The organism is Phyllobacterium sp., from assembly GCF_037994405.1.
Taxonomy (GTDB): domain Bacteria; phylum Pseudomonadota; class Alphaproteobacteria; order Rhizobiales; family Rhizobiaceae; genus Phyllobacterium.
Window position 1 is genome coordinate 1 of the sequence record NZ_JBBNAN010000304.1, and the last position, 12,293, is coordinate 12,293.

General features: G+C 55.7%; 12 protein-coding genes and 2 pseudogenes. 9 read left to right on the forward strand and 5 right to left on the reverse strand.

The window, feature by feature from the left end; genetic code table 11:
* Positions 1 to 337: 337 nt before the first annotated feature.
* A complete protein-coding gene (locus tag AAAC48_RS16940; protein ID WP_340655304.1) occupies positions 338 to 1,057 on the reverse strand; it encodes a universal stress protein in 720 nt (239 codons plus the stop codon).
* 293 nt (positions 1,058 to 1,350) lie between these two features.
* Positions 1,351 to 2,184 (reverse strand): universal stress protein, encoded by an 834-nt coding sequence (locus AAAC48_RS16945; RefSeq protein WP_340655305.1) that lies wholly within the window; start codon positions 2,182 to 2,184, stop codon positions 1,351 to 1,353.
* A gap of 125 nt (positions 2,185 to 2,309) precedes the next feature.
* On the opposite strand from AAAC48_RS16945, the gene AAAC48_RS16950 reads away from it, so the two are divergent.
* The 7 genes and pseudogenes from AAAC48_RS16950 (at position 2,310) to AAAC48_RS16980 (ending at position 8,431) form a co-directional block, all read left to right on the forward strand.
* Positions 2,310 to 2,693 carry a hypothetical protein gene (locus tag AAAC48_RS16950; protein ID WP_340655306.1) on the forward strand — a complete coding sequence of 128 codons (384 nt, stop codon included), beginning with the start codon at positions 2,310 to 2,312 and terminating at the stop codon, positions 2,691 to 2,693.
* A 124-nt stretch (positions 2,694 to 2,817) separates the two neighbouring features.
* Positions 2,818 to 3,204 carry a hypothetical protein gene (locus AAAC48_RS16955; protein WP_340655307.1) on the forward strand — a complete coding sequence of 129 codons (387 nt, stop codon included), beginning with the start codon at positions 2,818 to 2,820 and terminating at the stop codon, positions 3,202 to 3,204.
* Positions 3,205 to 3,383: 179 nt separating this feature from the next.
* Positions 3,384 to 4,901 (forward strand): PAS domain S-box protein, encoded by a 1,518-nt coding sequence (locus AAAC48_RS16960; RefSeq protein ID WP_340655308.1) that lies wholly within the window; start codon positions 3,384 to 3,386, stop codon positions 4,899 to 4,901.
* Positions 4,897 to 5,511, forward strand: coding sequence for a response regulator FixJ (gene fixJ, locus AAAC48_RS16965; protein ID WP_340655315.1), 615 nt, complete (start codon positions 4,897 to 4,899; stop codon positions 5,509 to 5,511). The genes AAAC48_RS16960 and fixJ overlap by 5 nt, the downstream gene beginning before the upstream one ends.
* Before the next feature lie 566 nt (positions 5,512 to 6,077).
* Complete coding sequence (locus tag AAAC48_RS16970) at positions 6,078 to 6,734, forward strand: helix-turn-helix domain-containing protein (protein ID WP_340655309.1); 657 nt, start codon at positions 6,078 to 6,080, stop codon at positions 6,732 to 6,734.
* Positions 6,735 to 6,768: 34 nt separating this feature from the next.
* Positions 6,769 to 7,509, forward strand: a pseudogene (locus AAAC48_RS16975) (YoaK family protein); the annotation flags it as partial.
* A gap of 232 nt (positions 7,510 to 7,741) precedes the next feature.
* Entirely contained in the window at positions 7,742 to 8,431 is a 690-nt protein-coding gene (locus tag AAAC48_RS16980) for an MBL fold metallo-hydrolase RNA specificity domain-containing protein (protein WP_340655310.1), read from the forward strand.
* 39 nt (positions 8,432 to 8,470) lie between these two features.
* On the opposite strand, the gene AAAC48_RS16985 is transcribed toward AAAC48_RS16980, so the two are convergent.
* Entirely contained in the window at positions 8,471 to 9,121 is a 651-nt protein-coding gene (locus AAAC48_RS16985; RefSeq protein ID WP_340655311.1) for a BON domain-containing protein, read from the reverse strand.
* 448 nt (positions 9,122 to 9,569) lie between these two features.
* On the opposite strand from AAAC48_RS16985, the gene AAAC48_RS16990 reads away from it, so the two are divergent.
* Both AAAC48_RS16990 and AAAC48_RS16995 read left to right on the forward strand, forming a co-directional pair.
* Positions 9,570 to 9,884, forward strand: a complete 315-nt coding sequence (locus tag AAAC48_RS16990; RefSeq protein WP_340655312.1) for a hypothetical protein — start codon at positions 9,570 to 9,572, stop codon at positions 9,882 to 9,884.
* A gap of 220 nt (positions 9,885 to 10,104) precedes the next feature.
* Positions 10,105 to 10,665, forward strand: a complete 561-nt coding sequence (locus AAAC48_RS16995) for a hypothetical protein (protein WP_340655313.1) — start codon at positions 10,105 to 10,107, stop codon at positions 10,663 to 10,665.
* A 29-nt stretch (positions 10,666 to 10,694) separates the two neighbouring features.
* Here AAAC48_RS16995 and AAAC48_RS17000 read toward each other — a convergent pair whose 3' ends face one another.
* A complete protein-coding gene (locus AAAC48_RS17000; protein WP_340655314.1) occupies positions 10,695 to 11,261 on the reverse strand; it encodes a L,D-transpeptidase in 567 nt (188 codons plus the stop codon).
* A 715-nt stretch (positions 11,262 to 11,976) separates the two neighbouring features.
* Positions 11,977 to 12,293 (reverse strand): annotated as a pseudogene (locus AAAC48_RS17005) (hypothetical protein); the annotation flags it as partial.

The window sequence follows — 12,293 nt, forward strand, 5'->3', positions numbered from 1 at the left end:
AGTGTTGCGTAGCGAGAAGACCATAACCGGCAGTTGATCGCATTGATCGAGATCAAGATTTCATGTCGGGCCAGTAGTTGCGGCCGTCCGCCTTGACCGCCTTTCGGCCGCCGTCTTGCGAAGACAGGCTGCAATTCTCTGACACGGTAAGGTACGATCGTCCTCACGCCGGCGAGCCCCACCCCTTGCCGGTATCGTGGACGACAAGACGTCGTCCACGATACCGTGCGGGTTGGCCATTATAGGCGCAGGCAAGCTGCAAAATTTTGGCGATGATCACATGAAGTTATCCATGTGATCACGAAGGACTTTCGATGCTTGATGGGATCGATTCCGCTCAATGCACCATTAGAACGGGCACGCGTGGGGTGTCGATCATCGATGCGGTTACCCCTCCGGATACACGTCCAAACATCTGGGAATGTCGGTGGTTACCAATGACAATCAAATCGGCGCAAATTTCTCTCGCATGTTGCTTCAGCACGCCCGCGACTGACTGTCCGCCGCACTCCAAGCGATCCAATATGGCCGTGATTCCGTGGTTGGCGAGGTAGGCAGCGATATGGGCACCCGCGTCTCGTCCGACTCGGCTGGAACTTTTATCAGCATCAACGATTGTAACGTGCACTTCTTCCGCACCGAGCATGAGGTCGAGCACCTCATGTGCTGCGCGGGTGCACTCCACGCTGGAATCCCATGCCAACAAGATGCACTTCGGCTGAAGCGGTGGCTTGCAACCGCGCGGGACAATCAGGATCCGGTCGGATTCAAAGAGACGGCCCGCCCTCTCCTTTAGATTTTGGCTCTCAAGCAAATCAGGACCTATGACGGTTGTATCGTCGTACCGAGCGCGTCTTCCGATCAAATGTCCATCCCATGAACTGTCGGGCAAGTCATCAACAAGGGTTCTGGACTTGTCAGCATTGTTCAGCAGCGTTTCGACCTCGTCGACGAACTTCTTGAGCGCATCAATATCCGACCGGAGTTCAGCGGCGTTTACCGGATCAGTTCCGACCTGACCGCTGTCAACGATGCTCAGGAGGGGGTTGAGGTTCATTTTTCTTCTCCGAGTGTAAAGCTGAAAATGGTGCTCGGTGAATACTCCCCGGTGCGCACGTCGTCATTGCGCTGGAACAAATGAAAAATAAGGGTTGAATGCATCTTTCCCAACGACAACGTCCTGGCCATCCGACGTCGATCCATTGTCCGCCGTCTCTCCGCAGGAACGGAACGGGCGTTGGCGACTTCCCGCGCGGTGTTGACACTCGAAGGTGCTCTGGAACCGCGCTCCGGTCTGGAAAGGCAGGGTCCACGTGATGCATCAAATTGAGACGACCCGTCCCCGGAATGCTAGTGCATCATGAACACGGGAAGCGGCGGGGCGTCGATCATTGATCTTGTGACGCCGCCGAACACCCGCTCGCGCAGGCGCGAATGCCCGTATGCTCCCATGACGATTAAATCGGCGGAAATATCAGCAGCGTGCTGCCGGATGACTTCGGTAGCGGCCCGCCCGTTGGCAAGCAGGCGATCCGTCGTCACTTTGGCCCCGTGGCGTGCGAGGTACGCGGCAATACTGGCCGGGAGCACGGAAATGCTCTCATTCGGTTTGTCGCCTGCCTCAACGATCGTGACGTGCACCTCGATTGCCCCAGCCAAGACATCGATTGCTGCCCGCGCGGCCCGCATGGCTTCCATCCGGGAATCCCAGGCGAACAACACTTTTCGCGGCCGCAAGCTTGGTGCCGCGTCAGCCGGCAGGATCAATATCGGACTGCCCGAGTGAAAGAGAACTCCCTCGATGGCGGAGGTTTTCAAATCGGGTTGACACAACAAGTCGGGACCAACGACGGTGAGATCAGAATAGCGGGCACGTTGACCGATCATCTCATCAGCCCAGCGCTCCCCCACATAACAAATGTCAACGTCCGTCGACACGCCATAGGCGATCGCAAGTGATCTGACCCGTTGCTCGCGAGCCTTCATAGCAGCAACGTCTGCCTCGCGCTCCAGCGTCCAGGCATCCGGAAGGACGGTCCCGTATCCGCCCATAGGAACGGGTGTCAATCCGACGACCAACACACTCAGATGGGCATTGAGCTCGTTGCATAGGTTGATCGCGTTCATGATGTCGCGGTCACATCGATCTGTCCCGATGATGCAGAAGACGCTCTTGCACGGCATGACGTGGTCTCCGGTCCTACTCCATCTGTGCATAATACTTGCGCAGATCGCAGTCTTCCTTGCGCTGGATCAAAGCAACTGGAGATTTGCGCCGATAGATTTCAGCCCGAAAGGAGAAATCTACGATGAGCGAAACGGCGCAACTAACCGCCAAATTCCGGCGCATCCGCATGGAACTCGCGCAGAAAAAGGGCCATCCGGTAGGCAATCCGCACGAAGGCTACGACCTTTTGGTTCCGCTTGATGATTGCGGAAGGCTGGATGCGGACGAATACAAGCATCACCAAAGCTTGTGCCGAATTCGCCGCTTCCGGCCCAAGGGGGCGGACTTGTATGGCCGACTGGTCCATAAGCCAGACGGCCAATGGTATTTCGAGTATGCGAACGGAGACCGCGACGAACTCGCGTTTCAGTGGAGCGGCGAACATTTCCTCTGGGGCGAATACATGTCAGTCCAATCCGGCGGAACGATCCACACCTTCAGGATCACCCTTATCGAGAAACCCTAAAACGCATTACCCCATACGACATAAATCGAGCAGATCAAGCACCGGCCACGTCGGGCAAGACAATGCTCGCCGACGTACATCTCGACGGGCCCGTCGTTTTGTCCATTAAACAGGATGGCCGATCATGAACGAAGCAAACCAACTTACCCGCAAATTCCGACGCGTGAGCCTGGTGCTCGCGAAAGGAGGCCGCCATCCCAACGGCGATCCGAACGAAGGATATGATCTCCTCGTTCCGCTTGACCGAAATTCGCGCCTTGATCCGATGGAGTGGGAGACGCACCGGCACTTATGCCAAATCCGTCGCTTTCGCGCAAAAGATGGCCCGTTGTATGGGCATTTGCGGCGTAGGCCGAACGGTCAGTGGTACATCGAATACTCGGACCGTGAAGCTGATGATGAAGTCGCGTTCAATTGGGGCGACGAGCGTTTCGTTGAGGAAAAATGCGTTTCGATCAAGACCGGGGAATCGATGCATACCTACCGCATCACCCTTGTAGAGAGGCCGTGAACCCGCCGGATCCAGGAAAAGGTCCTCAGCCAGCTATACTGGCACACTAGAGACGGCCTTCGGCCACGAACGTATGTCGCAGCCGAACTGGTTTCGTTTGTTGTTGAAAAGAGCTCATTTATGTTGCTCTGTGTTGCCGGATAGTATGACTTCGCATTCCAATCTGGAACCCCCACAGCATGCCAGCACGAGACATACCCGGCCTCAGGGGACGACTTCTGAAAACCGCTCTTTCCCCACATTTTGAAGGGATCCGGGGATATGTGCTCGCCAGTATGGCTGTTGCAAGTGCTTTCTTAATCCTTCTTTCCCTGCAGAGCTTGCTCCAGGATGGGGTTGTTTTCAGTTTGTTCATACCGGCAATCCTGATCGCCTCCGTTGCGGGAGGGATCGGTCCTGGGCTGGCCGCCGTCTGTCTGTCCCTTCTGTCGGCTCTTTATTTCGATGGCCTGCGATTCGACCACTCGGAAAACGTCGTTGAGTTTGGCATTCTGATCGTCATCGGTTTGGTGATTGCATGGATGGGGGGACTGCTTCATCGCGCGAGGCGGGTCACCGATAAGACGGTGAGTGACCTCGACGCTCGAGAAGCCCATCTACGATCGATACTGGATACGGTGCTCGATGCGACGGTCGTCATTGAAAAGGACGGGACAATCACATCATTCAACGCTGCAGCTGTCCGACAATTCGGCTATACGGAGGCCGAGGTCGTTGGCCGGAACGTCAGTGTCTTGATGCCCGAACCCTATCAACGTGAGCATGACGGCTACATTAGCAGGTATCTGAAAACAGGCGAAAAACGCATCATCGGCATCGATCGGGTCGTTGTCGGCAAACGCAAAGATGGCTCGACCTTTCCGATGAAACTTGCGGTGGGAGAAATAAAGACCGGAGATAAAGTCTTCTTCACCGGGTTTATCCGCGACCTTACCGAGCGCGAAGAATCCGCAGCCCGATTGCAGGAAATCCAAGGCGAGCTGGCGCGGCTGGCGCGGCTCAACGAGCTGGGCGAAATGGCTTCGACGCTGGCGCACGAGCTCAACCAGCCACTATCTGCCATCGCGAACTATGCCCAGGGATGCACGCGACTGTTGCGCGATATGGACGACGCCCTTGCTTCGAAGATGCGCGAGGCTTTGGAAGAGACCTCAAGGCAGGCCCTGCGTGCAGGCCAGATCATCAGGCATCTGAGGGAATTCGTGACGCGCGGCGAAACCGACAGAACAGAGGAAGATATCCGCAAGCTGGTTGAGGAAGCTGGAGCGCTGGCACTCGTGGGTTCGCGCGAACGTGGAATCAGGTCCGTGTTCGAGTTCGACCCCGAAGCGAAGTTGGTGATGGCCGACGGCGTGCAGATCCAACAGGTCTTGATAAACCTGATGCGCAACGCCATGGACGCGATGCGGGAGAGCGAAAGACGTGAGCTGCGGGTACAAACGAGCTTGGACGGTGACGGGAGCGTCGTTGTGGAGGTTGCCGATACCGGAGTCGGCATTCCCGACGAGATTGCCGCCCAACTCTTCAAGCCATTCATGACTACAAAACCCGGCGGCATGGGAGTCGGTCTGTCGATATCCAAACGTATCGTCGAATCCCATGGCGGCGAGATAACGGCAAGGAAGAACGAAGACGGGGGCACCACGTTCCGCTTCACGCTTCCGGCAATCAAGGATGGGCACCCATATGGCGATTGATGACTACACTGTCCACATAGTGGACGATGAAGAGGCCGTCAGGAAGTCTTTGGCGTTTTTGCTGACCATGTCTGGCTTTACTGTTCGCGTGCACGAATCGGCGACCGGGTTTCTTGCGGTGGCACCGACAATCCGCAATGGTTGCCTGGTTACAGATTTGCGTATGCCGGACATGAATGGCGTGGAATTGTTGTGCAATTTGAAACTAGCCGACCTTCGTATTCCTTCAATCGTCATAACCGGGCATGGAGACGTGCCGATGGCTGTGGAGGCCATGAAGGCCGGAGCTTTGGATTTTATCGAGAAGCCATTTGAAGACGAGATCTTGATTGAAGCGGTAAAACGTGCGGCCGCGCAATTGACCGAAACACCCGATGATCTGGACGACACCTCGACGATCCGCGCGCGACTGGAGGAGTTGACCGACCGCGAGCGGCAAGTCCTTTCAGGCGTGGTGGCAGGTCTGGCCAACAAGACGATCGCCTATAATCTGAACATCAGCCCGCGTACGGTTGAAGTCCATCGCGCCAACGTCATGGCAAAAATGAAAGCCAAGAGCCTGCCAGAACTCGTGCGCATGGCGCTCAGTGTCAAGCTCGGCATCGATTGACGGCTTCGCGCGGTCAATCCGCTGATTTGACCTAGCGCAATGCCGAGCCTCGAAAACACAATTAAACCATTCGGACCATTTTCCCGCGTTCGATCGCTCAGTCATGTTTCGAGGGAGTACCATTGTCCAGTTCAAGTCAAGTCCTTGTTGTTGCCCCCGACCGCGGGTTGCGACGGTCGCTTGAATTTGCGCTCGAGGTTGAAGGTTTTGTGGTTGTTTCGTTCGAGGATTTGACCGCTGCGCTTGAATCGCCTCGTGCCGCAGAGGGTACTTGCGTCGTCATAGATGAAGATGCGTTTTTGAACGACCCGCTCGCGATGACTGCGGTGCGACGATTCAACAAACCCGCATTTCTGCTGATCGACCGCACTCGATCCGTGCCGGAATCATTTGGTATCAGGGCCCTCCGAAAACCCGTCTTGGGAAACGCCCTGATAACGGCCGTCAAAGCGGCGGAAACTGACCGCACGGTCTAATCTACGCAGAAACCCGTAGGTACATAACCGAATTTCGCATCCCGACGATTTCAGCAATTGATGTCCCATCAGATCGAATGGGAGATCGTCATGCCAGCCTACACCACAATGCCAATTTCAGCGCAGCTCAGATCAGACGGCATCGACCATCAAATCGTCCCCTTGCCGTTCGGTCCCGCTCATCCGCAACAGACATTGTTTTATGCCCCTGGTTCTGAGATTTACGGTCAAGGCGAGAAGGCAGGAACCATTTACCAGGTCGAGTTTGGTGCAGTGCGTGTCTATCGGCTGCTTGCCGACGGGCGGAGGCAGATCAGCGCATTCTATCTATCCGGCGAAGTCTTCGGTCTCGAAGCCGATGCAAACCACCATTTTTTTGCCGAAGCGATAACAGGCACCAACCTGCGCCTGTTTCCGCGTTCAAAGCTCGGTGACATTTCCCAGGAGCTCTTTTCATTGACACTGCGCAGCCTGACACGCGCACAAGAACATTTACTTGTCCTCGGCCGTCAGACAGCAGCCGAACGCGTGGCGGCATTCTTGATCGATCTGGCGGAACGGCAAGGCGGATTGGACCAGATTGATATGCCGATGTCGCGGATGGACATCGGGGATTACCTTGGCCTCACCATCGAAACCGTGTCCCGGGTATTTTCAAAGTTGAAAGACAAGGGAATCATCGCCCTTCCTACTCTGCGAAGCGCCGAGATCAAAAAGTGGAACGCCCTTCAGGCAATGTGCGAGTGAGCCTCAACTATTAATCCATAAGGCCCTCGGCCCAATCATGAGAGATTACTTGCGACGCCTGACGGGGCGAGTAAGAAGCGACACTGCCGACCGCCACTTGGCCTACATACTGACGTTTGTCGCAGGCGCGGCCAATGCCGGCGGTTTTCTGGCAGTTAAGCAGTATACGTCGCATATGTCGGGCATCGTTTCGTCGATGGCCGACAGTTTTGCTCTAGGCGACGTCAAATTTGCACTCTCCGGATTGGGCGCTTTTGCGTCGTTTGTCGCAGGGGCGGCCATTTCGGCTATGCTGGTCAATTGGGGAAGGCGGCAATCACTCCAAAGCGAATACGCCTTTCCGCTCATGATCGAGGCCATTCTGCTGGTTTGCTTTGGCCTCATGGGCAGCAATCTATCGCGGCACGAATGGCTCTTTGTTCCTGCGACGGTAATGCTCCTATGTTTTATCATGGGCCTGCAAAACGCTGTTATCACCAAGCTTTCCAACGCTCGAATTCGGACCACCCATGTCACGGGCATGACCACAGATATGGGAATTGAACTGGGGAAACTGTTCTATTGGAACATAGCGCGCGAAGACATTACGAGACCCGTCGTGCGAGCGGACCGCGCAAAATTGAAGGTTCACGCGTCGCTGGTTTTCTTGTTCTTTGCCGGAGGCATCCTTGGCGCAGTCGGATTCAGGTTCGCCGGCTTTGGCGCAACGATCGTTCTTGCGTTTGTCCTTCTGGCCGCCGCCGCTATCCCGTTTTTCGACGATGTGAAGACAAGACTTGCCAAAGTTCTCTCATGGTGACGGCGCTCGCTGCGGTTTGACCAGGATCAATGCGTTCAACGGCCTACGGATCGACAGTTTGCCCACTACGAATTGTGGATGATTTCCACCTGATCGATCGGAAAAACCTTAGGATGTCATACCCTCGACTAACGTTCCATGGAGCCGCACACGGCGTCACCGGCTCCTACTTCGAAACCGAGACGGAAAATTCGCGTATTCTGATCAATTGCGGGATGTTTCAAGGCCCGAAATCAGAACGCGCTCTGAGCTCCTGAAGGCCCTCGCCGCTCCGAACGTCCACTTCACCGAAACCGTGGAGCAGTGCAAAGCTATCAACAGGATAAGCGGCTATTTCATCGTCATAGCAGCCAGTGGCGTGTGTGATGCGGGGGATATCATCCGTCATCACCTCAGGGCTCACCTATGGCGTCGGGAAGGCGCGTTGCTGCTCGTAGGCTTCCAGGCCCAGGGTTCCTTGGGCAGGATACTTCTTGATGGGGCCACACGTGTAAGAATTCAGGCCGAGGAGATTAAAGTCAAGGCACAGGTTCGTCAGCTCGACCTCTATTCGGGGCATGCAGACGCGCAGGAACTTCAAGACTGGGTGCAAAAACGTTTTCCAATACGGCATGAGATTTTTCTCACCGATGGTGAAGAAAGCGGGCTCAATGTGTTGAAAACGCGTCTTTCAACGCCCTCGCCAATGACAGGGATCATAGCTCCCGTTGTCGATGAAGCCTTCGAATTGACAAAGGACGGAGCTCGCCGCGTCGTAGCGCGCCTTGATTGGCACAACGATCTTTCGCGCCTGTTGCTAGACATCAACCAAGCTGGCAACCAGGCAGATGAGCGAGGACGGGTAATCAGTCGCCTTCGGCGTGCGCTGGGACCGATCCCGCAAGCTGAAGGACAGTAACTGGCTGCCACATGTTCTGGCCGCCCCGGCCTCAGAAGATCAGGCGACGGTGAGCAAGTCCTCGACCATTTTAACCCCTGGTGCCGACCATGCCGCCCGCGTGGCGAGGCTGCGTTCCGCCCAGACCTTCACCCGCCCTTCGAGCGTTACCTTGCCAAAATCGTCGACCTTCACCCTGATGTCGGATGCCGCGACCCGAGCATTTCTCTTCAAGGCGTCCTCGATCCGCCTTTTCACATCAAATGACGACACATGCGGTTTGACGTGAATGTTGTTGGCCACGTCGAATACACCCGGCAGCGTTCGGACCGCTTCCGTCGCAGCGATTTTCTGGTAGTTCCATTCGACCGTGCCGGTGAGCACCACCCAGCCGTCCTCGACCTGGACCTGGACGGCTCCCTCGGGAATGGCTGTGTTCCAGTTGAGAATGTTCAGTGCCCGCTTGGCGATTTCATCATCGGCGGTGCGATGGCTGCCGACAGGACGCACTTCCATATCCTGGGCGATACCACGAACTCCCTTGACCCGGCAGACGACGTCGGCGGCGGTGTTTTTTTCCATGTAGGTGGGCACGTGACCCGTCAAAGTGACAACGCCATTTTCTACCGACACGCCGATATTTGCAGCGTTGAGGCTTGGTTCGAATTCGAGCTCGTCGAGGATGTTCTGTCTCAAAACCATATCGTTCATCGTGGTAATCCTATTATGCAGCGGCCATTACCGAAGCTCCAATTATCGCGTTTGCGCGCTGTCCACGCATTGATCGAGGTCAATGCGCACACACCGGCATTCCACCTATTGATCTATCGAATGGGAACGGGATTCCATTCAACAACCAATTTGGGAAATTAAACTCAGGGGAACCGGGATCTGCCGTCGCTTCCGGGCGTCTCCCCATAATACCAAGCGGAAGGCCGCAGCAATTATGCCGCGGCCCTTTCACTTGAAGTCCGGATGAAACATCCCCACGTGATATATGTAAGTGGAATCAGCGCTCTTGCTGGTTCTATTGGCAGGAACCGAAACGCAGAAAGGAGCGAGACGGTGCGTATGAAGCGACGGGCTGTCATCCTTCCGATATACTGAGCACAACTACGCGCCCCTGTTGCTGGATCGGATTCGGCCAAGGAGGCGCGTTATGAAGCGCATTCACAGAACCATCATAATATCCGTGTTTGCGGCAGCATTGGTTGCCGCAAGCGGCACGGCTGCCAACGCGCAGGTAATCGTCTGCGCAAAGCATGCCCAGATTGTCGAGTATTTGAAGGATGAGTTCCAGGAACTTCAAGGGGCGTTCGGCCTGGTTGGAGATAAGGCAATTCTTGAGCTTTTTCTTTCTCCCCATGGAGCTACCTGGACCATCGTCATAACAGATATTTCCGGCAAGAGTTGCATTCTTGCGGCAGGGGATTCCTGGGAGCAAAAGCCTGACATCGGTGGGTTGGAGACGTGAGGGTTGCCGCTGAATCCAATAGCAAGTTCGTCAAGATCGCCGTGCTTTCAACCATGGGAGAGTAGATTGGCCTGGGTCGTTCGAGGTTGCGACCCTGATCGCAGTCGTCACAGCGCCTTCCCGCTCGAAGCGTCCACCGTTGCCTGCATTGTTGAAATATAGTCAGTTCTAGCATAGGCGCTTCAAAGCGCTCGATGATAAGAGGCGCTATATTGCTAGTATGGCAGGCGAAAACACAACGGTTCTCTTGGGCATCCCGATACCCTCCACCGATCCGGTCTTTCTCACCGTAGTCGGCGTCCATATCGCGTTCGGGCTGGCATCGGTAGTCGCAGGGGCTGGTGCGATGCTGAGCACCAAGGGGCGTGGCCGGCACTCGAGTTTCGGGACAATCTACTTTTGGTGCCTGTTCGGCGTGTTCGTCACCATGGGCGCTTTGTCGTTTATGCGGTGGGCAGAGAACTACCACCTTTTCATTCTTGGGGCGCTCTCATTCGCGCTTGCCTATTTCGGACGCAGCGCTGCCCGGCGACGCTGGCATCAATGGCTCAGGCTGCATCTCACGGGCATGGGTGGGTCCTACATCGTCACGCTTACCGCGTTCTATGTGGATAACGGCAAGAACTTGCCCCTCTGGAAGGAGCTTCCAGAAATCGCATTTTGGCTTCTGCCTGGTGTGATCGGTGTGCCGCTGATCCTCCATGCTCTGTTTCGGCACCCTCTGGTTCTGGCCTTCGACCGCCGACAAGTGGATGTCGGTCGTCCCGGGACTACGATGTGAAGCGCTGCTCCGCATCCCAGCTCGTTCTGTTATCCCAAGACAACGACTGTCGTTCCGATGTGCACTCGCTCGTAAAGTTCGATGACGTTATCATTCGTCATGCGGATGCATCCATTGGAAACCGCCTTACCGATGGTCCAGGGTTCAATGGTTCCGTGGATGCGGTAGTAGGTATCGCGCCCGTTCTGATAGAGGTAAAGGGCGCGGGCACCCAGTGGATTGTTGGGCCCGCCGTCCATTCCAACTGCGTATTTCCCATACTTGGCCGGCTCCCGCTTTATCATGTCCTTGGTCGGAATCCATCGTGGCCACGTAGCTTTCTTTCCGATGACCGCATCGCCCGACCATTCGAGACCCGCACGACCAACCCCAATGCCGTAGCGGCGGGCGCTGAACGGACTCTCGATCAGGTAAAGGAATTTGTTTCTCGGATCGACCACCACCGATCCGGCCGGCAGGTCGGTTTCGTAAGAGACGCTTTGCGGCTGGAATACCGGATCCAGCACAAATTTCTTTTGCTTCGTCTGAGCCAAGGCCGAGCCCGGGGCAAGCACAACCGCCCCGATTCCTACGGAAAACCGTCGTCTCGTGATCATGTCATCCTCGTTTTGAATATCGTTTCTTCAGTCAAATCCTAAATCGACGGACATCCTAGCCGCTGGAGATGGCGAAAATGCTACGCTGGCTGTCCTTTCCGTGCGAACAAACGCACCGCATTGGTGGTTCAAAGCGCGTGTGGCACGCGCTGTGATTACCCGACGCAAAAAATCTTGGGTGTCGTTGTTACAAGACCAAACGACTTAATATCGAACCTATCGGATTAATATCAGATCAATTGTAGTTGCGGATCCAGGAGATGTCGGGAACGCCACGATGTCGGCGGTTGTCAATTGCATCATCGCCTATCCTCATATCGCAGTCCGGACTGACGTGCTTGAGAATATCAGAGCAGGTTTGGGCATCTCGGCAGCGATGGCATGGGGATATTTGAGAACTTGATGCAAGCCGGTCGTTCTGGTTCGTTGAACGTGTGGCGGCATTTTGAATGGGAGAATGCCTCCAGGCCCAACAAGCAAACAATCGGACGAGGAAAAACCATGAAAAGGAAATTAAGATTGCTGAATTAGCAGTCGCACTTTCGTTCCAACACTCGAAAGCCCCAGTGCAGGAACAGTCGGATGCCACAGGGCGCGCGACAGAGACCCTGAGATCCGCCATGCCGTATCTCGAACCCGTACTGATTGTGCTCAGCTCCGTACGAGGCCACATCAACGGCGGACAAACGCTCGGACACCGGGTTTCTTTCAAAATCTAACCTGGAGGCCCGGTGTACCCGGTCGCATTCGGCCCCCCGTTCATCTCGCGAAGCTTGATTACATAGCTTCGCGGGCGCAGCCAGATGCCGGGCGTTTTATATCCCATGGAGCGCGCGATTTCTCCCACGAAGGCATTGCAGTTGAAGACCGTCGCCTGCCAGAGATGGGAACGGGCCTGGAGCTTGCGTATGTAGGCAACGACTTGCCTGTATTCGGCTTCGCTCAGCATGACGCGCCAGCTCGCCGATCTGTATCTGTCGTCCAGGTCACCATCGCTCGCCCCGGTCTCAGCTGGCACAGGGATGTAATGGC

Coding starts and splice junctions, on each gene's coding strand:
- AAAC48_RS16940 (WP_340655304.1), bottom strand. CDS start 1,057: ATGAACCTCAACCCCCTCCTGAGCATCGTTGACAGCGGTCAGGTCGGA.
- AAAC48_RS16945 (WP_340655305.1), bottom strand. CDS start 2,184: ATGCCGTGCAAGAGCGTCTTCTGCATCATCGGGACAGATCGATGTGAC.
- AAAC48_RS16950 (WP_340655306.1), top strand. CDS start 2,310: ATGAGCGAAACGGCGCAACTAACCGCCAAATTCCGGCGCATCCGCATG.
- AAAC48_RS16955 (WP_340655307.1), top strand. CDS start 2,818: ATGAACGAAGCAAACCAACTTACCCGCAAATTCCGACGCGTGAGCCTG.
- AAAC48_RS16960 (WP_340655308.1), top strand. CDS start 3,384: ATGCCAGCACGAGACATACCCGGCCTCAGGGGACGACTTCTGAAAACC.
- AAAC48_RS16970 (WP_340655309.1), top strand. CDS start 6,078: ATGCCAGCCTACACCACAATGCCAATTTCAGCGCAGCTCAGATCAGAC.
- AAAC48_RS16985 (WP_340655311.1), bottom strand. CDS start 9,121: ATGAACGATATGGTTTTGAGACAGAACATCCTCGACGAGCTCGAATTC.
- AAAC48_RS16990 (WP_340655312.1), top strand. CDS start 9,570: ATGAAGCGCATTCACAGAACCATCATAATATCCGTGTTTGCGGCAGCA.
- AAAC48_RS16995 (WP_340655313.1), top strand. CDS start 10,105: ATGGCAGGCGAAAACACAACGGTTCTCTTGGGCATCCCGATACCCTCC.
- AAAC48_RS17000 (WP_340655314.1), bottom strand. CDS start 11,261: ATGATCACGAGACGACGGTTTTCCGTAGGAATCGGGGCGGTTGTGCTT.